We start from the raw sequence: 24,328 nt of genomic DNA, 5'->3' as shown, positions 1-24,328 counted from the left end.
TATTAATGAACAATTTTAGGTTTCAAACCCATAGCACCCAAAGCTGAGTCTTGATCATCTTTTGTTTCTGGATTATCTAAAACTTTATCTTTAGGATATAAATTTTTATTAATTATATTCTCTATTTCTTCACCAGTTAATGTTTCATATGTTATTAGAGCTTTAGCAATTTTATGTAGATCATCTATTTTTTCTGTCAAAATTTTCTTAGCTTGGTTATATCCTTCATCAACAAGTTTTCTTATTTCTTTATCTATTTTTTGAGCAACTTCCTCTGAAACAGATTGAGTTTGAGTAACCGATCTTCCTAAAAATACTTCTTCTTGATTTTCTCCGTACTCTACAGGGCCCATTTCCTCACTCATACCATATTTTGTCACCATCGCTCTTGCAAGTTGTGTTGCTTGATTAATATCTGAACCACTTCCACCACCTGCACCTGTAGATATATTGTCTTTTCCAAAAATTAATTCCTCAGCAACTCTACCTCCAAAACAAACAGCCAATCTTGCTTTTAAATATTTTATTGAGTAACCATGTTTGTCCCTCTCTGGTAAGTTCATTACCATTCCAAGAGCCCTTCCTCTTGGTATAATAGTTGCTTTATGTATTGGGTCGTAGCTTGGCATATTGAACGATACTAAAGCATGACCACCTTCATGGTATGCTGTAAGTTTTTTCTCGTCTTCAGTCATAACCATTGAACGTCTTTCAGCACCCATCATTACTTTATCTTTGGCCTCCTCAAATTCTAATAATGTTACAATTCTTTTATTTTTTCTTGCTGCTAACAAAGCTGCTTCATTAACCAGATTTGCAAGATCAGCCCCTGAAAAACCTGGTGTACCTCTTGCTATTGTTCTTAAATTGACATCTGGTGCCATTTTTATTTTTTTCACATGAACTTTTAAAATTTTTTCTCTTCCAATAATATCTGGGTTTGAAACCACTACCTGTCTATCAAATCTTCCTGGTCGCAACAAAGCTGGATCAAGCACATCTGGTCTATTTGTTGCAGCAATAATGATAACGCCTTCGTTAGTGTCAAAACCATCCATTTCAACTAATAACTGATTTAATGTTTGTTCTCTTTCATCATTTCCACCACCTAAACCAGCTCCTCTACTTCTTCCAACAGCATCAATTTCATCAATAAAAATTATACATGGTGAATTTTTTTTACCCTGTTCAAACATATCTCTAACTCTAGATGCCCCTACTCCAACGAACATCTCTACAAAATCAGAACCTGAAATTGTGAAGAACGGAACACCCGCTTCACCTGCAATCGCTCTAGCCAATAGGGTCTTACCAGTTCCTGGAGGACCAACAAGCAAAGCACCTCTTGGAATTTTTCCACCTAACCTACTAAATTTTTTTGGATCTTTTAAAAATTCTACTATTTCTTCTACTTCCTCTTTTGCTTCCTCTACACCAGCAACATCGTTGAACGTAACTTTACCTTTGAGTTCGTTCATCATTTTTGCTTTTGATTTCCCAAAACCCATCGCTCCACCTTTTCCACCTTGCATTTGTCTCATGAAGAAAATCCATACTGCAATAAGCAGTAACATAGGAAACCATGATAAGAGCACACCAAACAATGAAGGCATTTTTTCCTCTAGAGGTGCTGCTGAAATACTTACACCTTTCTCTGATAATTTTTCTATTAGATTTGGATCATTAGGAGCATAGGTTGAAAAAGAATTTCCATTTGAATAAACACCTTTAATGTTATTTCCTTGGATCTCAACTTTAAGAACCTCACCGTTTTCAACTGAATTTAAAAAATCTGAAAATATTATTTGATTTCCACCTCTGATATTAGACTGAGGATTTTTAAACATGTTATAAAGACCTATAGTTAAAAAAACTATAATTCCCCACATTGCTAGATTTTTTAAGTTCATGAGTTTAAAATAAGAATTATTATTAAATTAACAAGTGACAAAATATCAGTTATTTCATCAACTTTAACGCTCTTTTGATACTAAAACTGAGTTATTTACCTTCTTTATTACACAGTTTCCTAAAGTGGTCATGAATGAGTTATTATTTTTAATTCGATAAATTAAGATATCAATTTTTTTTCCTCTTACTGGGTAGTATTTTTTACCAACAGCTTGTAACACTTCTGTTAGAGACCTAAAAACTACTTCTTCTGGTTGAAGAAAAAAATTTTTATTCAAAATAACAGACTTATTAATATTTGAAATTATTGAATTGTCTTTTAAATTTTTTTCCACAAAGTATTTAATTGACTCGTTAGCAAATTTTAAATTTTTAATCGTTAGATTAAATTTATCATTATCCAATCCCTCTAATTCCAAGTTTTTTATAAAATTTCTAATTTTTACTCTTTTAAATTCATCATTTTTATTGGAGGGATCTTCAACATAATTTTTAAAAACTTTTTTGGTAATATGTTCTAAATTTTTTTTAGAAAATTTTAACAAAGGTCTTATCAAATTAATATTTTGTAAGTTGGTTCTTTGATCAAATGACACCATGCCATTTAAACCGCTGCCTCTTAAAATTCTAATAAAAAAATTCTCCATTAAGTCATCCTTATGATGAGCTAATAAAATATTATTGATTTTTAATTTTTTTGCCTTTTTTATCATCAGTGCATATCTTTTATCTCTCGCAATAGATTGGATATTGCTTTTTGGTTTTTTTCCAACCCAGTTTAAAATCTCAAGATTAGTAGATAATTTTTTTAGAAGCAATTTTACAAATTTTGCCTCTTTTGTTGAATTATTTCTAAGTTTATGATCAACGTGTAAATATTTTACTTTCAGATGTTTTTTAATCGAATAAATTTTTGATAAAAAACATAAAGCTAGACTGTCTGGTCCACCAGAAACTGCAACTATAAAATCCTCATTTAATTGAAGATTTTCTTCAAATTTTTTATAAATTTTAGAAGTTTGTTTATCTTTTAATTGATTTAATAAAAACTTATGAGTCTTGTTTGATGCATTCAAATTTTTTGGACTCATATTTTGCTTTTTGTATTACAGACTGATTTGCATTAGGATATTGTAATTCTACACCATTTATCATTTTACATCCTTGGTCTTTTTCACCAATTTGAACCATTGATACTCCAAGTTTTAATAGATTAATTGGAGCTTTTTTTCCTTTAGGATATTTTTGGTAGCCCTCTAAATAAGCAGAAGCTGCATCAGTATATAATTGTCTAATTCTGAATGTTTCTGCATACCAGTATTGTGCACTACCTGCTAGCTCATGATCAGGGTTAGATAGAACAAATTCTCTAAAAGCTCTTTCCGCTGTACTGTAGTCTCCAACTTTTAAAAAGCTTGTTGCAAATTCATATTGCTCAACCGGATTTAAATCCTGAGGAAGTATTTTTTCTTCAGATTGAAAAGTTTCTGTTACAATTGAAGCTGTAGTATCTACAGATTGAATTTGTTGTGAAGTTTCGTTTGTCTCTGTATCTTTATATGAAATTGTTCCTAAATCTTGGGGCTGCGAACTACCAGGTAAAACTTTTTGTTCATCAGTCTTAGGTTTTAAACTCAATTGATTTTCTACGCTACTTATATTTCCAGAGCTAATGTTTGTCTCTATATCTTGAAATCTTATTTGATTATCTGCTTGAATTTTTGAAACACGGGTAGATAATTTATCTAACTTAAAATTTATTTCTTCAAATTTATTAGTAAGCTCTCTAAACTGATCCTCAACTTCTGACAATTTTAATAAATGTCTAGTTAAAACATCTTCTGAGTTTTGGTCCAAGTTTGAAACTGAACTATCATTAGTACTCGATTTCACTTCTATAGATCCAGAATAAACTGCTCTTTCAAGAGTTTTAAGATCATTTTTTATTATTTCTAATGTTTCATAAATATTATGGTTATCTGCAAAAGAAATATTAATAAAAACTAAATTTAAGATTAAAAATAATTTTAAAATTACTAATTTAAATATGTGCATCATTTAAATTAGATTTATGATTATAAAAATGGCAAAAAAAAGACCCTAAATCCAATAAAGGTTTTAGGGTCTTAAATTTTAAATTATTAATTTGCTTTAACAGTTACTGATCTTCTGTTTTTTGACCAAGCTAACGGGTTTGAACCAGAGTCTACTGGTCTCTCTTTTCCATAACTTAATACTGTAATTCTGTCAGAAGATATTCCGTAAGTCATTAAATAGTCTTTAGCTGCATTTGCTCTTCTTTCACCAAGAGCCAAGTTATATTCTCTTGTTCCTCTTTCGTCAGCATGACCTTCAAGAACTACGTTTATGTTTGGATTTTTTCTTAACCAAGCTGCTTGGGCTCTTAAAGTTTCTCTTGATGCAGTTGTTAATATCGACTCATTTGTTGCAAAGAAAACTCTGTCTGGAACACCATCAGCTAAATATTCAACTGTGTCTGTTCCCGTGTAAACATCACCTTGCATTTGACCTTGAATGTCTGTTGCCACTTCTTTTTTAGTTGCACATGCAGATAGCACTAGGCAAGCTGTTAATACTAAAAGTGTGTTTTTTAAAATTTTGTTTAATCTCATTAAATTGCTCCTTGCTGCTAATTTCAATTTCTTAACTTTTTCACAACTAAATAGAGGTTTCAAGTCTAAAAATCAAGAAATTTAAAAAAATTGATCTTTAATTACTTAATAAAGATGACCATGATGGGTCTGAAGCATCTGTTTGTGTCTTTATTTGACGTTCATTATAACCCGTTAAATCTATAGACCACAATTTTGCAGAAAAACCTTCTCCTTTGGAGTTAGTTTTTGTCTCTCTATAAAATATTAACACCCTTCCATTTGGAGACCAAGAAGGTGCTTCTTGATAATAATTTTCAGTTAACAACCTTTCACCACTACCATCGGTTCTCATTACGCCTATATAAAATTTACCTTTATGTAATTTTGTAAATGCAATTAAATCTCCTCTTGGAGACCATACAGGTGTTCCATATAAACCCTTGCCAAAAGAAATTCTTTTTACATCACTTCCATCATTCTTCATTACATAAATTTGCTGATAACCACTTCTATCAGAATTAAATGTAATATATTTTCCATCAGGAGAATAAGATGGAGAAGTGTCAATTGATGGATGATTGGTAATTTTTTCTACAATTCTATTTTCTAAATCCATAGTGTAAATATTTGAATTTCCATCTTTAGCAAAACTCATAATTATTTTTTTACCATCAGGTGAAAAACGTGGTGCAAACGTCATTCCAGGAAAATCTCCAACTACCTCTTGTGTACCAGTTTCTATATCTAATAAATAAACCCTTGGCATATTTTTAAAGTAAGACAAATAGGTTACCATTTGACTTGCTGGATTAAATCTTGGTGTTAAAACTAACTCATTCCCTAATGTCAAAAATTTATTGTTAGCTCCGTCTTGATCCATGATTGCTAATTTTTTTATTCTTTGTGTTTTTGGTCCTTCTTCTGAGACATAAATTATTCTTGTATCAAAATAACCTTTTTCTCCAGTCAGCCTTTCATAAACCTTATCAGAAATAATATGCCCTACTCTTCTCCAATTATTAGGAACTGTGGTAAAAGCTAAAGCCATCATTTCTTTAGCAGCTAAAACATCCCATAATCGAAACTCAACTCTTAATTTATCGTCAACATAATTTACTTTACCAGTAATAAGTGCTTGAGCTTTAATTAAATTCCAATCTTCAAATCTTGGTTTTAAATTTGCAATATCAGGAGCTTGTAAGAAAGCCTTTTTGTCTAGGGGATTAAATAATCCTGATGTTCTCAAATTATTCTCAACGATAGTTGATATCTCGGAGCCAATATTTTCTTTTTTAAGTATTTTTTCAAAACCTTTTCTAGATTCTTCATCAATTGATAGTGGAGAAACTGCTAATGGAAGTGGATTTAAATTTCCCCTAGTTATATCAACTTCAATTAAAGCATTTGCTTTGATAGGTATTAATATAAATAATAATAATAAAATTTTTTTTGTCATTTAAATATACTACCCTTCTAACATCTCTCTTGCATCAAAATTTAATTGTAATTCTTTCCATCTTTCATATCCAGTTGTTGGAACTCTTAATGGTTGGCATAACTTGACAGCTCTCAAAGCACTTTCTGCTAAAACCTTGTAAAATCCTTGGCCTGGTTTATTCATTCTTGCATGGTCCAAAATTTCTGTTTTTGAAACAGTTCCATCAGGTTTTAATTTTAACTTTATTCTTACCAATAAATTTTCATTGTATGGTAATCCTAATGGAATACTCCAGCACCCAAATATTTGTGCCTTAAGAGCATCCTCTTCGCTTAGTGTAAGACCTGTGTTTTCTACATTTCTTTCTTGATCTTGAGTAATGTCATCATTTGTTTTTAAAACTTCTGCACTCTCTTCTTTTGATTTATCAATTAAAGCAGCAATATTATTTGGATCAAACAAATCTTTTTTTTCAAATTCTGATACTTGTTTAACTTCATCATCTACTTTTTCAGGATTTTGTTTTTTTTCCTCTTTTGTTTCAACCTTTTTTAAAGTTTTATCTGGAAGTGGAATTGCCTCAGGTGTTTCATTCTCTATTTTTTTATTATTTTGATCAGGAGCCAGAACAGTTTTTGTTTTCGTTTTTTCTACTTTTTTTGGTGGAGCTTGTTCTGAAACAAGTTTTTTTTCTTTATCTTTTACTTTCTCAATTATTTTTTTAGCCTTAGGTGCAAATGGAATATTGGTTTTTTCTGCTATTTGAATTAACTCAACCGATACGATTGGTGGAATATCAAGTGGTTTCTTTGCCAAAAAAGGTAAGCTCATTGCTGTAATAAATATTAACAAAGCATGCAAAACAGAAGAAATAATTAAACTTCTATTCACTTTAATTACCTTTGTTTATACGGTTCTGAAATCAATGCTACTTTAGTAAAACCAGATCCTGATAGTAATCCCATTATTTCTAAAACTCTCCCATAATTTATAGTTTTATCACCTCTAACATAAATTCTTGTATCAGTTCTATTTTTTGAAACTGCTAAAACTTTTGCAATAATATTATCATATTCAACTTTTGCTTCTTGAATAAAAATTTCACCTTTTGCGTTAATTGACAATGTTAAAGGTTCTGTTTCTTCAGGTAAAGAGTCTGCCGAACTTTCTGGTAAATCAACTTGAACACCTACCGTTAACAATGGTGCTGTTACCATAAATATAATTAATAATACCAACATAACATCAACGAATGGAGTAACATTTATTTCACTCATAGGTTCTTTTGATGAGCGATTAAATTTAAAAGCCATTTTTTAGATTATAGTTAAAAATCTTTTAGAGAAATTTTCTAATTTTTCAGAATATTTTTTAGAGTCATTATTAAATTTGTTGTAAGCAACTACTGCTGGTATTGCAGCCAAAAGACCAAGTGCTGTTGCAAATAAAGCTTCAGCTATCCCTGGCGCAACTATCGCAAGACTTGTGTTTCTTGAAATAGCTATAGATTGAAAAGAATTCATAATTCCCCAAACAGTTCCAAACAAACCAATAAATGGTGCTGTTGAGCCTACTGTTGCCAAAAAAGTAAAACCTTTTTCAATTTTTGTCATTTGTTTTTCAATTCCAGCTTCTAGAGAAGCGCTCATTCTTTCACTAATGTTAGTTCTTGTTTTTTTTTTAAGTAATCCTTCCATTGCATCTTGAAACACAAGTGACATTGGATCCTCAAGTTTACTAGGTAAACTATTGTAAAAAGTTTCGGCAGATTTAGAATTCCAAAATTTTTCTTCAAATTCTTCTGAAGATTTAGTTATTTTTTTAAATAAACGAAACTTTTCAATAATTACAGCCCAAGAATATATTGAGCACAATATTAATATAATCATTACAGACTTAACAATTATATCTGCTCTAAAAAATAAACTGAATAATGAAAAATCAGTATTTGTCCCTAATTCAACTGCTTTTGTTGCTACATCTGCTTCCATACTTACTCTTCACACGTAAATGTGTCATGATTTTGTCTTTTAATTTAAATTGATTATTCCTCTTTTTGATAAGTTTCATAGAAAAAACTAGCTATTAGAATAGCATCTGCCTTGTTGTTATCTTTTTTTTTTGACAATTGTGATGAAAAATATGGAAAAATTTCAATAGCTCTTGTTCTGCTTGCATCTTTTTCTGAATTAATAAGGTTAAAATATTTTTTCCACTTAGCAGGCCTAACATAATAAACAGGTAAATGCATTGCGCTGCATATTCCTTTTAAAATACCAAAAGATTGACCAAAATTAAACATACTAGTAACGCCTTGTCCGGGCATTGCAGAAACTTGTTCAATTACAACTTTTATGTTTTTTTTATCAAATTTGTTTATCCTTTCGCTAATTTCATTAAATATTTGAGCACCATTTACTTGTCTTTTATTCTTCTTACCATCTGTCATGGTTGGCATTTCAATTACATCTTTTATTATACCATCTTGAAAAAAACAGATTGAACCTGAGATGCCTGGATCAATTCCAATAATCATCATTAAATGCCACCTAAATTAACGTTTGAATAAACGTTCTGAACATCGTCATCTTCCTCAAGAATTTCTAAAAAATCTACAACATTATCTTTATTTTCTTTGTTTACTTCAACACTATTTAAAGGGACCCATTCAATTTCTGTAGAAATAAAATTTACAATAATTTTCTCAAGATTTTTTTTTACATTATATATTTCGCTCATTTGACACTGGACCTCATGATAATCCTCGTAAGAAAAACATTCATCAGCTCCTGACTCAATCGCTAAATCTAAAATTTTTTCATCAGATATCTCTTTTTTATCAATTTTGATTATACCCAATTGTTGAAAATTGTGAGATGCCGAACCTTGAGTTCCTAAACTCCCACCACTTTTTTGAAAAATAGTTCTAATATTTGATGCGGTCCTATTTTTGTTATCTGTTAAGGTTTCAACTATAACAGCAATCTTTTCTGGTCCAAACCCCTCGTATCTTAAATTTTCAAAATTTGCTCCTGTAGCTGCAGAAGATTTATCTATTGCTCTTTCAATATTATCTTTAGGCATATTTGCAGATCTAGCAGCCTGAACTGCAGACCTTAGTCTAGGGTTCATTGCTGGATCTTTGTCACCAAGTTTTGCCGCAACGGTAATCTCTTTAGATAATTTTGAAAATATCTTTGATCTTTGCTTATCAGCCTTACCTTTTTTATGTTTTATTCCTGCCCAATGTGAATGTCCTGCCATGATCTTTAAATATTTTTTAGTTGTTCTCCGTATACATAGCTTTTGATGTCTATTGCTAAACCTGTTTTTATATCACAATCTACTATAACACCACACAAAGTAGCATCTCCAGTAGCGGGAAAGTGTTTCACTGAATTCTTTTTTAAAAATCTATTCAAGGAATTTTCTTTATTCATTCCAATCACTGAATCATAATCCCCACACATACCTGCATCGGTTTGATATCCAGTGCCATTATTAAGTATTCTGGCATCATTTGTTGGAATATGAGTATGGGTTCCAACCACGAGAGTTGCCTTTCCATCAAATAGATGTCCTATAGCATTTTTTTCGCTAGTAATTTCACCATGGAAATCAACTACAAGTAAATCAAAATCCTTTTTCATTTCATTTTCTTTTAAAAATTTTTGAGAAGCTTCAAAAACATCTTCACATTTTTTCATAAAAACGTTGCCCATCAGATTAAGAACTCCAATTTTTATATAATTCTTTGTTTTATAAATCTGAAAACCTTTTCCTGGTGCAGGTTCAAATAAATTTTTAGGTCTTAATAATCTTTCTTCTTTATCAATAAATTCCATAATTTCTTTTTGATCCCAAACATGATTACCAGTTGTAATAACATCAACTCCACAATTAAAAAAATCCTTACATATTTCTTTAGTTAGCCCCACACCTTGAGCTGCTGCATTTTCACCGTTTACTATTACAAAATCGATTTTGTTTTTATCAATTTCATTTAATAAATTACTTGTTAATTTTGAACATCCTGAAATTCCAACAACATCTCCTAAAAATAAAATTCTCATTATATAATTTTTTTATCGGTTATTATTAAATCGAGTTTTTTATCATACTTATTGATAGGTATTTTTTTTATCTCCTGGTATGAAAATCCTAATCCAATTTTAAATATTTTTTTAATTTTAGATACTTTTTCTAAATAACGATCATAAAATCCTCCACCATAGCCCAGTCTATTCAAATCATCATCATAAGCTACTAAAGGAACAAATATTATATCTGGGTAAATTTTCTTTCCTAAAGTTGGCTCAGCAATTCCATACTTATTAATTTGTAAAGGATCTTTATTTGTCCATTCAAAAAAATCCATTTGGTTATTTTCTCTAATTATTGGTAAGGAAATATTTGCCTTTTTGTTTCTTAAAAAATAAAGCGTATCCAAGTCATCAATCTCATAATTACAAGGGTAATACCCTCCTACATTTTTGAAATTAATTTTATTTTTTTTTAAAAATCGATAAATTCTGTCAGGATTGAGACAAAGTTTTTTATTCAAATTTTTTTTTCTAAGATTTAAAATGTTACTTCTTAGCTTGGATTTATTCACAGACCTACTTTGAAATGTTTTCTAATTTTGCTTTTTTTACAAAATTTGATATTTGATCAGCAGCTTGATCGATTAAATTTTCGTATTTTTTTTGATTATCGTCAATTTCTTGTTTTAAATTTTCATGATCAAGATTTAGTTTTTCAATTTCAGATTCTTTTGTGTCTCTATAATCGTAAATTAGAGATTTTAGTTCTTTAAATTTTTTTGATAGATCGTTTAATTCTTCTTTTTTTTGATCTACTTTTTTCTTAGTTTCATAATATTCATCCATTATTTTTACAGCTGTAATTAATAATAATTTATTTTCACCTAGATTTCCCAAATCATTTTTTAAATTATTAAACTTTTTGTTAATCTGAATTAACAATTCTTCTAGGTGGTCTTCTTGTCCATCTTCACAGGCAAGCAAAAACTCTTTGTTGTTAAATTTTATACTTACATTTGCCATTTATCTATTTCATCCAATAGTGTGTCAGTTTCTTGATTAAGTTCGTCAATTTTTTCAGAAAATTCAATTTGTTTTCTTTCTTCCAACTTTTCTTTGTTTTTTAAATCCTCAAGTTTTTTTGATAGATTTTCATGTTCCTCGAGTAACGTTTTATATTTTTCCTCAATCTGTGTTTTTTCAATTTCTAATTGATTTTGTTTTGTGCTTAAATTTTCGATATTTTTTTGTAATTCAGGATTTGTTAGATCTAAATTTTTTAATTGCTCTAATGCAATATTTAATTTTTTTTCTTTTTCGTTTATAGAATTCATATATATATATTTATATTATTAAATAGATTCTTCTTAGTCTAGTCAGGATAATTTTGAGCAAACTACACAATGATTTAGCTAATTGCATCAGATTTTTATCAATTGATGCCGTTCAAAAAGCAAATTCAGGTCACCCGGGAATGCCAATGGGTATGGCAGATGTCGCAACAGTGTTATTCAAAAATTTTTTAAGATTTAATCCAAAGAATCCAGATTGGTTGAATAGAGATAGATTTGTTTTGTCTGCTGGTCATGGTTCTATGCTTTTATATTCTTTGCTTTACCTAACTGGATATAAAAGCATATCAATTAATAACATTAAAAAATTTAGGCAGCTTAATTCTATTTGTGCTGGACATCCTGAATATCATCCGAAAACAGGTATTGAAACTACAACAGGTCCTCTTGGACAAGGTATATCTAATGCAGTTGGTTTTGCAATAGCTGAAGAAATTTTAAAAAATAAATTAGGTAAAGATTTAATTAATCACAAAACTTATGTTTTAGCTGGAGATGGATGCTTAATGGAAGGAATAAGTCATGAAGCGATGAGTTTAGCGGGACATTTAAAACTTAAAAATTTAGTTATGCTATTTGATAACAATTCAATTTCAATCGATGGTCCAACAAATCTTGCGGTTTCAGATAATTTTAAAAAAAGATTTGAAGGATATGGTTGGGATTATATTTCTATCAACGGTCATAATGAAAAAGAAATTTTTAAAGCTCTAAAAAAAGTTCAAAAAGCTAAAAAACCTACTGTGATTTCTTGTAAAACAAAGATTGGATATGGTTCACCGAATAAATCAGGTAAAGCATCGTCCCATGGAAGTCCATTAGGAGTAGATGAAATTAAGCTTGTGAGAAAAGCCTTAAATTGGAAAACTAAACCTTTTGATATCCCAAATAAAATTTTAAATGAATGGAGAAAAATTGGCCAAAGAGGTGAAATTTTAGAAAAAAAATGGAACAAAGCATCAAAAAGAAAAAGAATAAAATTTAATCAAACTTTAAAAAATAACTTTACTACGGTGCTTAAGAAAGAAAAAGAGAATGCAATAAAGGAACCTAAAAGTTTAGCTACTAGAAAATGTTCAGAAATGACATTGAATGCATTAACAAAACAAAAAAATAATTTAATTGGTGGCTCTGCTGATTTAGCTGGATCAAATAATACAAAAACTAAAAACCATAAAATAATTAAACCTGGAGATTTTACTGGTGACTACATCCACTACGGAGTGAGAGAACACGCAATGAGTGGGGTTATGAATGGTATCGCACTTCACAGTCATCTAATTCCTTATGGAGGTACTTTTTTAATATTTTCTGATTATTGCAAACCTTCGATCAGATTGTCTGCCTTAATGAAAAAAAGAGTCATTTATGTAATGACACATGACTCTATTGGGCTCGGAGAAGATGGACCTACCCATCAACCTATAGAACAGCTTTCGGGTTTACGTGCTATACCTAACCTAAATGTATTCAGACCTGCAGATAGAATTGAAACTATCGAGTGTTGGGAACACGCATTAAAAAGCTCAAAAACACCTAGCGTGCTATCTTTAACAAGACAAAATTTAAATCCAGTAAGAAAAAAATACCCAAATAAAAACTTATGCTCATTAGGTGCTTATGAGGTTTTAAGAACAAATAAAAAAATTAATCTAACAATATTAGCGAGTGGATCTGAAGTAAATCTAGCGTTAGAGGTTAGCCATAAATTAGCCAAAGATAAAATATATTCCAAAGTGATATCAATGCCTTGTATGGAACTTTTTGAATTACAATCAAAATCTTATAAAAATAAAATTTTAGAAGAAACAAAATTTAAAATATCCATTGAAGCTGGATCAAGCGATTGTTGGAAAAAATATGTAGGTGATAACGGTATTGCTTTTGGAATTGATGAATTCGGAAAAAGTGCACCTTATAAAGATATTTATAAATATTTTGGACTTGAGAGTACAAACATTAAAAATGTCACTAAAAAATTATTAAATAAATAAAATGACAATTAAAATAGGAATTAATGGAATGGGACGGATTGGTCGTATGGTTATTAGATCAATTGTCGAAAGTAAAAATAAAAATTTAAAAATTAATCATATAAACAACAGGTCAAATTCAGAAACTACATCTAAATTAATAAAATATGATTCTATACATGGAAAATTAAATGCTGATTTAGATTATGATCCAAATCATTTAATAATTAATAAAAATAAAATTACATTTTCTCAAGAAACAAAAATTGAAGACATAAATTGGAAAAAACATGATGTTGATTATGTTTTCGAATGTACTGGAAAATTTAATTCAAAAGAAAAACTTCTTGCTCATATAGAAAATGGAGCAAAAAAAGTGATCGTTTCTGCTCCATGTAAAAATGCTGATAAAACAATAGTATTTGGTGTTAATGAAAATATAATTACAAAAGAGGATAAAATAATATCTGCAGCGTCGTGCACCACCAATTGTCTAGCACCAGTAGCCAAAGTTCTTGATGAAAATTTTGAAATTGAAAAAGGTTTTATGACTACAATTCATGCATTTACTAGCGATCAGAGAATCTTAGATAATTCTCACAAAGATCCAAGAAGAGCAAGATCTGCGAGTCAATCGATAGTTCCCACCTCAACAGGAGCTTCGAAAGCAATAGGAGAAATAATACCAAGCCTCAAAGGAAAATTAGAAGGTGTTGCGATGAGAGTACCTACTCCTAATGTTTCTATTATTGAATTAGTTTTTTGTACAAAAAAAGATATTAATATAAAAAGGATTAATGATGCCTTTGAAGAAGCTTCAAATAATAAATTAAAAAATATCTTAGAAGTTACTCATGAAAAATTAGTATCTATAGATTTTAATCATCATCCTGCTTCTGCAATAGTAGATACTTCTTTAACAAATGTAGTTGGTGGTAATATGGGTAAAATATCAGCCTGGTATGATAATGAATGGGGCTTTTCCAATAGAATGTGTGATATTGCTGAAACTTTGCAAAAAATCTCTTAATGAGAAGTATTATAAACGAAAAGAATCTATACAATAAAAAAATATTATTGAGACTTGATTTAAATGTCCCTTTGGAACAAGACAAAATAACGGACACAACTAGAATCGATAAAATTCTTCCTACATTAAATTTTTTAATTAAAGAAAAATCTAAAATTATAATTTTATCTCATGTCGGAAGACCAAAAGGGAAAATTATTAAAAATCTATCTCTAAAACCAATTTGTGAAGAATTACAAAATAAATTAAAAAGAAAAGTAAAACTTATTAGTGAAAATATTAAAGAAATAAAAAGTAAAAGTTTCTTCAGTGACTTTAATGAAGATATTTTTATTTTAGAAAATATTAGATTTTATTCTGAAGAAGAGGAAAATGACAATAAATTTGCAAAAATAATATCAAATCTAGGAGATATTTATGTCAATGACGCCTTCTCTTGTTCACATAGAGCTCATGCTTCAATTAATGAGATTCCAAAATTCTTACCCTCGTTTTCTGGATTACAGCTAGACCTAGAAGTAAATGCACTTAAGAAAATAACTTCTGAAATTACTAGACCAATTACTTGTATTATTGGAGGATCTAAAATTTCAACTAAAATTAATGTTATTAAAAATTTAATTCGTAAATTTGATAATATTATAATTGTTGGTGGTATGGCTAATAATTTTATAGAATATTTTGGAAATAGCGTTGGGAAGTCAATTAAAGAAAAAAATTGCGATAAAATAATCGAAGAAATTATCTCTCTTTCAAAAAAAGAAAAATGTAAAATAATTTATCCAGAAGATGTGATTGTATCTAAAGATTTTAACGGATCTCCTCAAAAAAAAGAATCGAACGAAGTATTATCTGATGAAATGATATTAGATATTGGTCCTAAAACTATAGATAAAATTAGAAAAATTGTTGATAACAGCAAAACTATACTTTGGAATGGACCCGCAGGATATTTTGAAAATCCAAATTTTGCTTATGGAAGTATTCAAATAGCAAAAAATATAATTGAAAATAATAAAGCAAATAAAATTTTTTCAGTTGCTGGTGGTGGGGACACTGTTAGTTTATTAAACAACTTAAATGCTGTAAATGAGTTTAATTTTGTTTCAACTGCAGGTGGAGCGTTTTTAGAATATCTTGAAGGTAAAAACCTTCCTGGTATAACCGCATTAAATTAAAATGTCAGAGTTAAATAAAATTGTACTTAAAATAATTTCAAATGGCAAAGGTATACTTGCGGCTGATGAAAGCAATGGAACTATGACAAAAAGACTTGAAGCGGTGAATGTCAAATCAACCGCAGAAAATAGGCTTTCCTTCAGAGAAATTCTTTTTTCATCAGATGGAATGAGAGATTGCATAGGTGGTGTTATTCTTTTCGATGAAACTATAAATCAAATTTCAAGCTCAGGAAAATCAATACCAGATTTAATATCTAGTTCGGGTGTAGTTCCTGGAATAAAAGTTGATACTGGTGCAAAAGATCTGGCGAATTCACCTAAAGAAAAAATTACGGAGGGATTAGATGGCCTAAGGGATAGATTAAAAAAATATTATGATCTTGGAGCTAGATTTACAAAATGGAGAGGTGTATATTCAATTGGTGAAAAATATCCAAGCGATCTAGCAATAAGTAGCAATGCTCACGCACTTGCTAGGTACTCAGCACTAGCTCAAGAAAGTGGAATGGTTCCAATAGTAGAACCAGAAGTATTAATGGATGGAACTCACTCTGCTGAAATTTGCTTAAGCAAAACATCAGAAGTTATTAAAAGGTGTTTTGAGGAATTAATCTTACATAAAGTTGATCTTTCAGGAATTATTTTAAAACCAAACATGATATTGGCAGGAAACCAATCAAAAGATAAAATTTCAAATGAAGAAGTTTCTGTAAAAACTCTAGAGTGTCTTAAAAATTCAGTACCAAATGAAGTTCCTGGAATAGCTTTTTTATCTGGAGGGCAATCTGAAATTGAAGCTACAGAAAATTTAAATTTAATTAATAAAAACAATAATACAAATTTTATAATGACCTATTCATATGGAAGAGCTCTTCAACAAAACGCTTTAAAAGTTTGGTCTAATGATATTGAAAATGTAGTAGCAACTCAGACTACTTTTAATCATAGAGCTAAAATGTGTACTTTAGCTGCTCAAGGAAAATGGTCTAGCGAACTTGAAAATAAATAAAAAAAAATTTGTTTATCTTATTTCCCCAAACAAAATACCTAATTCTTTCTATAATAATCTAAAGTTGGTTTTAAAAACTGGAAAAGTAGGTTTTTTTCAGCTTAGACTTAAAAGTTATTCTCATAATAAGAAAATGATAATTGGAGAAAAAATTAAAAATATTTGTAAAAGAAATAAAGTAAAATTTATAATTAATGATGATCCTTTGCTTACTTTAAAATTGAATGCAGATGGTTGCCATCTAGGTCAAAAAGATATGAATATTAAGACAGCAAAAAAAATTCTTGGAAAAAAAATTATAGGAATTACTTGTCATAATTCTATGAGTTTAGCAAAAAAAGCAGTAAAGGCTAAAGCTGATTACATCGCCTTTGGTGCTTTTAATCAATCTAAAACTAAAAAAACTAAGCATGTAGCCTCTGTAAATATTTTAAATAAAGTTAAAAAATTTACAAAAATTCCAACAGTAGCTATTGGTGGAATTAATTCTGTTAATTATAAAAATCTGTTATTGAATAATGCCAATTTTTTAGCTATTTCAGGCTACATTTGGAAAAATAAAAAATATAAACCGATAGAAGCTATAGAAAGATTAAAATGAAAATTAATGCTGGAGAAATTAGAGTTGGAATGCTCTTAGAATACAAAAACGATTTATGGCAAGTTTTGAAAACCCAACATGTAAAACCAGGCAAAGGTGGTGCGTTTGCTCAAGTTGAGATGAAAAGCTTAAACAAAAATACAAAGTTAAATGAAAGATTTAGATCCAGTGAAACAGTAGAAAAAGCATCGTTGGAAGAAATGACTTTCAATTATCTTTATAGTGATGAAGCTAATTATTTTTTTATGGATCCAAAAACATTTGAACAAATAGAGATAAAAAAAGAAACTGTGGGTGATAAGGGTAAACTTTTAACTGAAAACCTACAAGTTTCTGTAAGTTTTTATAATGAAAACCCACTATCAATTGAATTACCTAACCAAGTACAATGTAAAATTGAAACTACTGATGCGGCCCTTAAAGGACAAACAGTTTCCTCATCTTATAAACCTGCAACACTTGATAATGGTTTAAATATTCAAGTTCCTCCATTTATTGAAGCGGGTGATGAAATCGTAGTTGATACTAGAAATTTAGAATATATTAAAAAAATCTAAAATGATCTCTATATCTCCAAATTTAAATATCATGATCAAAGCAGCCGAAAAAGCATCAAAGTCATTAGTAAGAGATTTTGGAGAAGTTGAAAAGTTACAAGTTTCAAAAAAAGGACCTCGTGATTTTGTAACTAAAACTGACAAAAATGTGGAAAAAATTTTAATTGAAGAATTATCTAAAATAAAAAAAAATTATTCTATTTTATCAGAAGAGGTTGGCAAAATAGAAAACAAAGATAGCGAAAATGTCTGGATTATTGACCCCATAGACGGAACAACAAATTTTCTACATGGTATACCTCATTTTGCAATTTGCATAGCGCTTGAATCTAAAAAGGAGATAATTAGTGGTTTGATTTATGATCCTATTAAAGATGAAATGTTTTATGCAGAAAAAAGTAAAGGAGCCTATTTAAATAATCAAAGATTAAGAGTGTCAAATAAAAACTCTTTAGATGAATGTTTGTTTTCAAGTAATCAAGAAGGTATCAAATTTAGTGACCTTAACATGAGATGCAGTGGATGTGCAGCATTAGACTTAGCTTATGTAGCATCAGGCAGATTGGATGGTTTTTTTCATAATAAAATTAATTTATGGGATATAGCTGCTGGAGCCTTATTGGTTGAAGAAGCAGGAGGAATAGTTAATGATTTAGTCAAATTCAATACTAATAATATAGATATTCGAGCCTCTAGTGAGGCAATTAACGATAAAATGCTTGAAAATTTAAAGAACTTTTAATTGAGTTATAAATTCCTTTTGCTATAAGTCTCGATATGAAAAAAGACATACATCCAAACTACCACACTATTAAAGTTGAAATGACTGATGGAACTCAGTTTGAAACAAAATCAACTTGGGGTGCAGAGGGAGACATTTTAAAATTAGAAATTGATCCAAAATCTCATTCGGCATGGACAGGTGGAAAGCAAAAATTAATGGATAAGGGTAGAATTAGTAAGTTTAACAAAAAGTTTCAAAATTTTAAATCAGAAAAGAAAAGCTAAATGTCAAATGCACCTTTAATGCCAATGGCTACCGCCGTCTGGTTAGTAGAAAATACAACTCTTACATTTAAACAAATTGCAAACTTTTGCAAATTGCATGAAGTTGAGATTCAAGGAATTGCAGATGGTGAAGTAGCAAAAGGTATTAAAGCTTATAATCCAATTATTTCAGGCCAGCTATCAAGAGAGGAAATTGACTTATCTTCTAAAGATGAAAATAGACCACTGCAAATAAAAGGTGCAGATATTGAAATTTCTAATACTGAAAAAAAAATTAAAAAATATGTACCATTATCCAAAAGACAAGATAAACCAGACTCTGCCCTATGGTTAATTAGACAACACAGTATCCTTAAAGACTCTCAAATTGCTAAACTTGTGGGGATTACAAAAAATTCTGTAACATCTATAAGAAACAAAAGTTATTGGAATTACAATAACCTTAACCCAAAAGATCCTGTAGCTTTAAACTTATTTACCCAAAAAGACTTGATTGAAGCAATAGAAAAAGCTGAAAGAAGGATAAAAAGAGAAAAAAAAGAGAAAGAAAAAGAAAAAAAACCTAAACCAGTATCTATATGATTTATAATAAATTAAATAGACATAAAAATATAAAAGTGTTATTTAACCACTTTTTTTGGAGGTAGTTATCAAAATAGAAGTTAAAGATAATAATGTTGAACAAGCCCTTAGAGTTTTAAAAAGAAAACTTCAAAAGGACGGTTTTTTTAAAGTTATAAAACTTAAAAATACTTATGAAAAACCCTCTGAGAAAAAGAAAAGAATTCTTCAAGAAAACATAAAAAGAGTAAAAAAATTAAATAAATTAAAGAATAGAATATAAAATACCGCGGGGTGGAGCAGTCTGGTAGCTCGTCAGGCTCATAACCTGAAGGTCGGCGGTTCAAATCCGTCCCCCGCAACCAATTTACCAATAATCATACAAAAGTTTTTAGACTTATAAGTCTTAAATTTAAAATAAGAACTAACGTGTGTTAATTTTTTTCAAAATATTAAATATCCTTCTGGATACCTTTCCATCTCCAAAAATATTGGATGGTTTCACCATTTTCTTATTAAAGTAAACAACAGCTTTCAATATTCTTTTATAATTATAACCAGTTAAAATATTGCTTTTATTAATAATACTCAATTGTCTTTCGGTTGTAGTTCTTATTGTGATGCATGGTACACCTAATAGGGAGGATTCTTCTTGAATTCCACCTGAATCAGTAAATATTATTTTACAATTACTCATTACAGTTAAAAAATCTAAAAATTCTAATGGCCTAGTAAATTTAATATAATTTAATTTTTTTAAATTTAATTTTTTTAAAATATTTTTTGTTCGAGGATGGAGAGGAAATAAAAACTTTGTTTTAAATTTTTTGCCTATTTTCTCAAAATCTATTATTAATTTATAAAATTTTTTTGGATCATCAACAGTTTCTGGGCGATGCAGTGTAATTAAATAAAAATCTTTTTTTTTTATATTAAAACTTTTTAGAATATTATTTTCCTTTATTAGTGGGATATTTTCTTTAATTATATCCGATATAGTATTTCCAACTGTAAATATTTTTTTATTTAAAGTTAATCTCTCTTTTTTTAAATTTTCAAAATCAAATTTTGTTGGTGCAAATAGTATATTTGAAAGTTGATCAATTAACTTTCTATTTATTTCCTCTGGCATTCTTTCATCAAAAGACCTTAACCCTGCCTCAATGTGAATAATTTTTATTTTTTTTTCATCGTTAAAATATTTCCTATTGAAAATTGATGCTGCAAAACATCCTGCAAAAGCAGTATTTGTATCGCCTTGTACAATTAAATAATTAGGTTTCTCATTATGCAAAATATTTTCAATACTTTTAATAGTTTTTGAAAAAAAACCACCGTAAGTTTTGCTTTTTCCTTTTATATTGTATTTGGGTTTTGGTATTTTAAAATACTTAAAAAAAACATCACTCATTATATTTATATAATGTTGATTTGTATTTATTAAAAAAAAATCAATTTTGTTTTGTTTGAAAATTTTAATTAAATTTGCAAATTTAATTATTTCTGGTCTAGTTGAAAGAACAATACAAATTTTCATATTTAATAACTTTTCGAAAGATTAATTTGATTCTATATAGTAGATTATTTTTGAATTAAAATAACAAAATAATTATTAATTTAAATGAGCAAGATTAATCAAAACTTTATAATTATATTCATATTTGTGTTTGTGCCAATATTATCTCTATTTATTGGTTTTTATTTTAACGAAGATTTATCAACTGGAGGATCTAAGTGGGATTTTAATGTAACTTGGCCAGTAGTTTTAGATTACTCAAATTTTAACTTTTTTGATGCAAAAACATTAAATGGAAAAGAACCAAGACATTTTCCATTTCATTATTTAATTTTATCTTTTTTTTATCAAATATTTAATCATCAAGATTTGGTAAGATTAACCTATTTATTTTTTAGTTTTTTATTTCCAGTTTTCTTATATTTGAATCTGATAAAAATCTATAACTATAAAAAGATTATTATTTTAATTTTAAGTTTTAGTTTTTTATTTTTTCCTTTTTATCGATCTTCAGCCTTATGGCCGAATGCTCATTTAACAGCATTAATTTTCTTTTTAATTAGTAACTACTTTTATTTAAAAGCATTAAATACTCTTAATACAAACTATAAATACTTAAATTTATTATTTCTTGCGTTTGCAACCTATAGTTTACAAACATATGTGGTTCTTTTTTTGTTTTATTTGTACAATTATTTTGTATCTCAAAAAAAAATTTTATTTTTTAAACTCTTTTCTTTTTGCTGTGCTTTAGGGATTCCTCCTTTATATTTTTTAATTCAAAATGAGAGAATGTTTAATTTACCTGTTACGCAAGATTATTTCTATAATCTGACAAATAATTTTTCGATATTTTTTTTCTTTTTAGTTTTTCTTATTTCGAACAAATTCAATATTAATGTTTTAATAATTGAATTTCGGAAGCTACAAATTAAAGAAATCTCAGTTATTTTAATTTTTTTTGTACTAGTGATATACAACCTTGATTATGAAGCATTAACATCAAACTTACGTGGTGGAGGTTTTTTTTATAAAATATCTCATTTCATTTTAAAAAATAATTTAATTTTTTTATTATCCTTTTTTTCTGCTTCATTCTTAATTTATGTTCTAATTAAATATGATAAAAGATTTTTATACTTATTTTTACTTATAAATATTATGGGGTTAAATTATCAAATATATCAAAAATATTTCGAACCTTTGTTACTGGTAATGATTTTTATATTATTTAAAAACTTTTTAGCGTCTAATATCCTCGCAGAATATAAAAATGTATTTAAATTTTATGCAATAGTAATAATATATTTTTTTATATCATTAATTAATGTTTTTTTTAGTTTTTCAAAAGGTATGACGGTCTAGTTTTCTCCAGGATTTGTTATTTCTTAGCTTTTTTAAAAATTAATTTAAGTGTAAGAATTATAGTTTTAGTCAATTTCATTTTGCTTTTACCAATTTTATAATCATAACTGAGTTTAAAGGGAATTTCCGATATTTTCAAAAATTCAAATCTATGTATTAAAAAAATTATAATCTTAGCAGCAATATTAAACTCTTCATAAGAAAAGAATTTTTTGTTCTTACATATTTCTTTAATTAATGTAGATTTATAAATTCTAAAATTACACGTATAATCATTTAGATTTTTGTAAGGATGCATAAACTTAAATAAAAACTTTGCCCCCAAACTTAAAAATTCCCTATAAATACTTACACCATTAACAATAGATCCTTTCACAAAACGTGAGGCGATAACAATGTCACTATTGTTATTTATTTTTTTTACCATTTTCGGAATAATTGAAATAGGATGCGTATTATCGCTATCAAGAGTTACTATTAAATCATTTTTATTACAAATTTTTATTATTTTTTTGAACCCTGTTTCCAGGGTTAGGCTTAAGCCTTTGTTTTTTTTATGTCTTAAATAATAGTATTTAAATTTATATTTTTTTTTTATTAAATCAGATATATTATCTAAGGAGCAATCATCTACGATTACAACTGTTATAATTTTTTTTACATTTGGAAGTTTTTCAATTTTTTTAAATATTTTAATTAAATTTTTAGCCTCATTATAAGCTGGTAATAAAATATAGATCATTGTTCTTTTATTTTTTTGGTATCAGTGGTTCATTTAAAATAAAATAAAAGTTAATCATGTGCGACATATTTTGAAACGCACAATAACAAGTCAATTTATCTTTTCAATTAAAATAAAATAATTTAATTAATTTTTTTCTATATATAATTTATAAGTTTATTGGATAATTTTTATGTTTAAAAATTTGGGAAAACTAGAATATAAAACAAAAACTCAAAATGTTAATATTGATTTAGAGTTAATTGAAGATGGTGTCAATTTCACTGAGGAATTTATAATTTTAAAAAAAAATGATCAATTATCAGTTTACGATAGAATATGTGATCATAATAGTGGAAAATTAATATCAAAAAATGGAAAAACTTTTTGTCCCATGCATAATTGGGAATTCAATCCTGAAACAGGAAAATATAAAAACGGCTTAATTAAAAAGAAAAAAAAATTTAAAATTTTCAACAATAAAATAAGTGTAATTGAAAAAAAATTTTTTCCAGAAATTAAAAATGTTAATAAGAATATTGATTTAAAAGTAAGATATATCAATCACGCCTTTTTAATTATTGAAAATAAAAATTTTAAATTTGCTACAGACCCTTGGGCTTTAGGGCCAGCATTCAATACTGGCTGGTGGCTTAAACACAAAACAATTAAAAATTGGAAAGAGGAACTTAACAGCTGTGATTTCATTTACATAAGCCACAATCATCCAGATCACTGTCATGAACTTACGTTGTCTTATTTGGAAAAAAATATCCCAATAGTAGTACCTAATTTTATTTCAAATTCAGCAGGACTATTGGTTAAAGATTTGGGCTTTACAAATATTCATAAATTAGTTTTTGAAAATGAATATCAGTTCAAAAATACTGAATTAATTTTTACAATATTAAAATCTGGAGATCTGAGAGACGACTCAGGTTTCTATTTTAGCGTGGGTAACTTCAAAGGTTTATTAACAGTCGATGCCAATAATTTAAACTTTTTAAAACTCCCTAAAGTAGATTTATTTGCTTCTAGTTTTGCTGGAGGAGCACATGGCTATCCTCTCAATTGTGAAAATTATGATTTAAATGATAGAATTAAAATGATAAAAAAAGATACAAACTTCATCAAACAAACAAAATTTAAATACATCAAACAAATTAAACCAACTTATTTTTTACCTTATGCTGGTTTTTTCAAAGAAAAACTCGCTAGAGATGAAATTTATATAAAATATAACACAAAAAATAAAACACGTGACTATTATGACATTTGTAAAAAATATAATGTAAAAATATTAGATCCTGAAAAGAAAAACATATTTCAATTTGATACTAAAAAAAATTGCAAATCTACAAAATATAAAGGAAATTATTTCAAAGATTTCAGTTCTGAAAAGTATTTAAGTTATTATATGAAAAAATATAAAAATGTTGATTTAGAT

At 28.1% G+C, this 24,328-nt stretch carries 28 protein-coding genes and 1 tRNA gene; 13 read left to right on the top strand and 16 right to left on the bottom strand.

Features of this window, described 5'->3' with window-relative positions:
* Positions 1–2: 2 nt before the first annotated feature.
* The 14 genes from ftsH to ACTT9R_RS05580 all read right to left on the bottom strand — a co-directional run bounded on the left by ftsH (position 3) and on the right by ACTT9R_RS05580 (position 11,341).
* The gene (ftsH, locus tag ACTT9R_RS05645) at positions 3–1,910 is read right to left on the bottom strand and encodes an ATP-dependent zinc metalloprotease FtsH (protein WP_440927037.1); all 1,908 of its coding nucleotides are present in this window, start codon (positions 1,908–1,910) and stop codon (positions 3–5) included.
* Between the two features lie 63 nt (positions 1,911–1,973).
* A complete protein-coding gene (gene tilS / locus ACTT9R_RS05640) occupies positions 1,974–3,002 on the bottom strand; it encodes a tRNA lysidine(34) synthetase TilS (protein WP_440927036.1) in 1,029 nt (342 codons plus the stop codon).
* On the bottom strand, positions 2,962–3,969 hold the full coding sequence (gene ybgF / locus ACTT9R_RS05635) for a tol-pal system protein YbgF (protein WP_440927035.1): 1,008 nt from the start codon (positions 3,967–3,969) through the stop codon (positions 2,962–2,964). Before ybgF ends, tilS begins: the two co-directional genes overlap by 41 nt.
* Before the next feature lie 83 nt (positions 3,970–4,052).
* Positions 4,053–4,544 (bottom strand): peptidoglycan-associated lipoprotein Pal, encoded by a 492-nt coding sequence (gene pal / locus ACTT9R_RS05630; RefSeq protein WP_440927034.1) that lies wholly within the window; start codon positions 4,542–4,544, stop codon positions 4,053–4,055.
* Positions 4,545–4,641: 97 nt separating this feature from the next.
* Positions 4,642–5,982: a Tol-Pal system beta propeller repeat protein TolB gene (tolB, locus tag ACTT9R_RS05625; RefSeq protein ID WP_440927033.1), complete on the bottom strand. Its 1,341-nt coding sequence runs from the start codon at positions 5,980–5,982 to the stop codon at positions 4,642–4,644.
* Between the two features lie 9 nt (positions 5,983–5,991).
* Positions 5,992–6,855, bottom strand: coding sequence for a cell envelope biogenesis protein TolA (locus ACTT9R_RS05620; RefSeq protein ID WP_440927032.1), 864 nt, complete (start codon positions 6,853–6,855; stop codon positions 5,992–5,994).
* Positions 6,856–6,860: 5 nt separating this feature from the next.
* A complete protein-coding gene (gene tolR / locus ACTT9R_RS05615) occupies positions 6,861–7,277 on the bottom strand; it encodes a protein TolR (RefSeq protein WP_023854310.1) in 417 nt (138 codons plus the stop codon).
* Positions 7,278–7,280: 3 nt separating this feature from the next.
* The gene (gene tolQ / locus ACTT9R_RS05610) at positions 7,281–7,955 is read right to left on the bottom strand and encodes a protein TolQ (RefSeq protein WP_440927031.1); all 675 of its coding nucleotides are present in this window, start codon (positions 7,953–7,955) and stop codon (positions 7,281–7,283) included.
* 53 nt (positions 7,956–8,008) lie between these two features.
* Positions 8,009–8,503 carry a crossover junction endodeoxyribonuclease RuvC gene (locus tag ACTT9R_RS05605; protein WP_145596142.1) on the bottom strand — a complete coding sequence of 165 codons (495 nt, stop codon included), beginning with the start codon at positions 8,501–8,503 and terminating at the stop codon, positions 8,009–8,011.
* Positions 8,503–9,228 carry a YebC/PmpR family DNA-binding transcriptional regulator gene (locus tag ACTT9R_RS05600; protein ID WP_440927030.1) on the bottom strand — a complete coding sequence of 242 codons (726 nt, stop codon included), beginning with the start codon at positions 9,226–9,228 and terminating at the stop codon, positions 8,503–8,505. Before ACTT9R_RS05600 ends, ACTT9R_RS05605 begins: the two co-directional genes overlap by 1 nt.
* Positions 9,229–9,233: 5 nt before the next feature.
* Positions 9,234–10,037 carry a TIGR00282 family metallophosphoesterase gene (locus ACTT9R_RS05595; RefSeq protein WP_440927029.1) on the bottom strand — a complete coding sequence of 268 codons (804 nt, stop codon included), beginning with the start codon at positions 10,035–10,037 and terminating at the stop codon, positions 9,234–9,236.
* Positions 10,037–10,579, bottom strand: a complete 543-nt coding sequence (locus ACTT9R_RS05590) for a 5-formyltetrahydrofolate cyclo-ligase (protein ID WP_440927028.1) — start codon at positions 10,577–10,579, stop codon at positions 10,037–10,039. Before ACTT9R_RS05590 ends, ACTT9R_RS05595 begins: the two co-directional genes overlap by 1 nt.
* Before the next feature lie 4 nt (positions 10,580–10,583).
* Entirely contained in the window at positions 10,584–11,030 is a 447-nt protein-coding gene (gene zapA / locus ACTT9R_RS05585) for a cell division protein ZapA (protein WP_440927027.1), read from the bottom strand.
* On the bottom strand, positions 11,018–11,341 hold the full coding sequence (locus tag ACTT9R_RS05580; RefSeq protein WP_440927026.1) for a 5-formyltetrahydrofolate cyclo-ligase: 324 nt from the start codon (positions 11,339–11,341) through the stop codon (positions 11,018–11,020). Before ACTT9R_RS05580 ends, zapA begins: the two co-directional genes overlap by 13 nt.
* Positions 11,342–11,394: 53 nt before the next feature.
* On the opposite strand from ACTT9R_RS05580, the gene tkt reads away from it, so the two are divergent.
* The 11 genes from tkt to ACTT9R_RS05525 all read left to right on the top strand — a co-directional run bounded on the left by tkt (position 11,395) and on the right by ACTT9R_RS05525 (position 19,644).
* The gene (gene tkt / locus ACTT9R_RS05575; RefSeq protein ID WP_440927025.1) at positions 11,395–13,353 is read left to right on the top strand and encodes a transketolase; all 1,959 of its coding nucleotides are present in this window, start codon (positions 11,395–11,397) and stop codon (positions 13,351–13,353) included.
* A 1-nt stretch (position 13,354) separates the two neighbouring features.
* A complete protein-coding gene (gap, locus tag ACTT9R_RS05570) occupies positions 13,355–14,362 on the top strand; it encodes a type I glyceraldehyde-3-phosphate dehydrogenase (RefSeq protein WP_440927024.1) in 1,008 nt (335 codons plus the stop codon).
* Positions 14,362–15,540 carry a phosphoglycerate kinase gene (locus ACTT9R_RS05565; RefSeq protein ID WP_440927023.1) on the top strand — a complete coding sequence of 393 codons (1,179 nt, stop codon included), beginning with the start codon at positions 14,362–14,364 and terminating at the stop codon, positions 15,538–15,540. Before gap ends, ACTT9R_RS05565 begins: the two co-directional genes overlap by 1 nt.
* Before the next feature lies 1 nt (position 15,541).
* Entirely contained in the window at positions 15,542–16,552 is a 1,011-nt protein-coding gene (locus ACTT9R_RS05560; RefSeq protein WP_440927022.1) for a class I fructose-bisphosphate aldolase, read from the top strand.
* Positions 16,539–17,153: a thiamine phosphate synthase gene (gene thiE / locus ACTT9R_RS05555; RefSeq protein ID WP_440927021.1), complete on the top strand. Its 615-nt coding sequence runs from the start codon at positions 16,539–16,541 to the stop codon at positions 17,151–17,153. The genes ACTT9R_RS05560 and thiE overlap by 14 nt, the downstream gene beginning before the upstream one ends.
* Entirely contained in the window at positions 17,150–17,710 is a 561-nt protein-coding gene (gene efp / locus ACTT9R_RS05550) for an elongation factor P (protein ID WP_440927020.1), read from the top strand. The genes thiE and efp overlap by 4 nt, the downstream gene beginning before the upstream one ends.
* 1 nt (position 17,711) lies before the next feature.
* On the top strand, positions 17,712–18,452 hold the full coding sequence (locus tag ACTT9R_RS05545) for an inositol monophosphatase family protein (protein WP_440927019.1): 741 nt from the start codon (positions 17,712–17,714) through the stop codon (positions 18,450–18,452).
* Positions 18,453–18,487: 35 nt separating this feature from the next.
* On the top strand, positions 18,488–18,718 hold the full coding sequence (gene rpmE / locus ACTT9R_RS05540) for a 50S ribosomal protein L31 (RefSeq protein WP_440927018.1): 231 nt from the start codon (positions 18,488–18,490) through the stop codon (positions 18,716–18,718).
* Positions 18,719–19,300, top strand: coding sequence for a cell cycle transcriptional regulator TrcR (locus ACTT9R_RS05535; RefSeq protein ID WP_440927017.1), 582 nt, complete (start codon positions 18,719–18,721; stop codon positions 19,298–19,300).
* Between the two features lie 67 nt (positions 19,301–19,367).
* Positions 19,368–19,562 (top strand): 30S ribosomal protein S21, encoded by a 195-nt coding sequence (gene rpsU, locus ACTT9R_RS05530; protein WP_440927151.1) that lies wholly within the window; start codon positions 19,368–19,370, stop codon positions 19,560–19,562.
* 5 nt (positions 19,563–19,567) lie between these two features.
* Positions 19,568–19,644, top strand: a tRNA-Met gene (locus ACTT9R_RS05525).
* A gap of 59 nt (positions 19,645–19,703) precedes the next feature.
* On the opposite strand, the gene wecB is transcribed toward ACTT9R_RS05525, so the two are convergent.
* Entirely contained in the window at positions 19,704–20,816 is a 1,113-nt protein-coding gene (wecB, locus tag ACTT9R_RS05520; protein WP_440927016.1) for a non-hydrolyzing UDP-N-acetylglucosamine 2-epimerase, read from the bottom strand.
* A gap of 84 nt (positions 20,817–20,900) precedes the next feature.
* On the opposite strand from wecB, the gene ACTT9R_RS05515 reads away from it, so the two are divergent.
* Positions 20,901–22,160, top strand: coding sequence for a hypothetical protein (locus ACTT9R_RS05515; RefSeq protein ID WP_440927015.1), 1,260 nt, complete (start codon positions 20,901–20,903; stop codon positions 22,158–22,160).
* 16 nt (positions 22,161–22,176) lie between these two features.
* On the opposite strand, the gene ACTT9R_RS05510 is transcribed toward ACTT9R_RS05515, so the two are convergent.
* Complete coding sequence (locus ACTT9R_RS05510) at positions 22,177–22,902, bottom strand: glycosyltransferase family 2 protein (RefSeq protein WP_440927014.1); 726 nt, start codon at positions 22,900–22,902, stop codon at positions 22,177–22,179.
* A 172-nt stretch (positions 22,903–23,074) separates the two neighbouring features.
* Between ACTT9R_RS05510 and ACTT9R_RS05505 the strand changes: the two genes are divergently transcribed.
* The coding region (locus ACTT9R_RS05505; protein ID WP_440927013.1) for a Rieske 2Fe-2S domain-containing protein at positions 23,075–24,328 on the top strand (1,254 nt) is incomplete at its 3' end.

Origin of the sequence: Candidatus Pelagibacter sp., from assembly GCF_052049835.1 — a bacterium.
GTDB lineage: Bacteria > Pseudomonadota > Alphaproteobacteria > Pelagibacterales > Pelagibacteraceae > Pelagibacter.
This window is presented reverse-complemented; position numbering and strand designations above follow the sequence as displayed.

Coding starts and splice junctions, on each gene's coding strand:
- tilS (WP_440927036.1), bottom strand. CDS start 3,002: ATGAGTCCAAAAAATTTGAATGCATCAAACAAGACTCATAAGTTTTTA.
- ACTT9R_RS05510 (WP_440927014.1), bottom strand. CDS start 22,902: ATGATCTATATTTTATTACCAGCTTATAATGAGGCTAAAAATTTAATT.
- ACTT9R_RS05600 (WP_440927030.1), bottom strand. CDS start 9,228: ATGGCAGGACATTCACATTGGGCAGGAATAAAACATAAAAAAGGTAAG.
- tolQ (WP_440927031.1), bottom strand. CDS start 7,955: ATGGAAGCAGATGTAGCAACAAAAGCAGTTGAATTAGGGACAAATACT.
- zapA (WP_440927027.1), bottom strand. CDS start 11,030: ATGGCAAATGTAAGTATAAAATTTAACAACAAAGAGTTTTTGCTTGCC.
- ACTT9R_RS05580 (WP_440927026.1), bottom strand. CDS start 11,341: ATGAATTCTATAAACGAAAAAGAAAAAAAATTAAATATTGCATTAGAG.
- ACTT9R_RS05560 (WP_440927022.1), top strand. CDS start 15,542: ATGTCAGAGTTAAATAAAATTGTACTTAAAATAATTTCAAATGGCAAA.
- ACTT9R_RS05545 (WP_440927019.1), top strand. CDS start 17,712: ATGATCTCTATATCTCCAAATTTAAATATCATGATCAAAGCAGCCGAA.
- efp (WP_440927020.1), top strand. CDS start 17,150: ATGAAAATTAATGCTGGAGAAATTAGAGTTGGAATGCTCTTAGAATAC.
- gap (WP_440927024.1), top strand. CDS start 13,355: ATGACAATTAAAATAGGAATTAATGGAATGGGACGGATTGGTCGTATG.
- ACTT9R_RS05515 (WP_440927015.1), top strand. CDS start 20,901: ATGAGCAAGATTAATCAAAACTTTATAATTATATTCATATTTGTGTTT.
- ybgF (WP_440927035.1), bottom strand. CDS start 3,969: ATGATGCACATATTTAAATTAGTAATTTTAAAATTATTTTTAATCTTA.
- tolR (WP_023854310.1), bottom strand. CDS start 7,277: ATGGCTTTTAAATTTAATCGCTCATCAAAAGAACCTATGAGTGAAATA.
- ACTT9R_RS05595 (WP_440927029.1), bottom strand. CDS start 10,037: ATGAGAATTTTATTTTTAGGAGATGTTGTTGGAATTTCAGGATGTTCA.
- ACTT9R_RS05535 (WP_440927017.1), top strand. CDS start 18,719: ATGTCAAATGCACCTTTAATGCCAATGGCTACCGCCGTCTGGTTAGTA.
- pal (WP_440927034.1), bottom strand. CDS start 4,544: ATGAGATTAAACAAAATTTTAAAAAACACACTTTTAGTATTAACAGCT.
- ftsH (WP_440927037.1), bottom strand. CDS start 1,910: ATGAACTTAAAAAATCTAGCAATGTGGGGAATTATAGTTTTTTTAACT.
- ACTT9R_RS05605 (WP_145596142.1), bottom strand. CDS start 8,503: ATGATGATTATTGGAATTGATCCAGGCATCTCAGGTTCAATCTGTTTT.
- wecB (WP_440927016.1), bottom strand. CDS start 20,816: ATGAAAATTTGTATTGTTCTTTCAACTAGACCAGAAATAATTAAATTT.
- rpmE (WP_440927018.1), top strand. CDS start 18,488: ATGAAAAAAGACATACATCCAAACTACCACACTATTAAAGTTGAAATG.
- ACTT9R_RS05565 (WP_440927023.1), top strand. CDS start 14,362: ATGAGAAGTATTATAAACGAAAAGAATCTATACAATAAAAAAATATTA.
- tolB (WP_440927033.1), bottom strand. CDS start 5,982: ATGACAAAAAAAATTTTATTATTATTATTTATATTAATACCTATCAAA.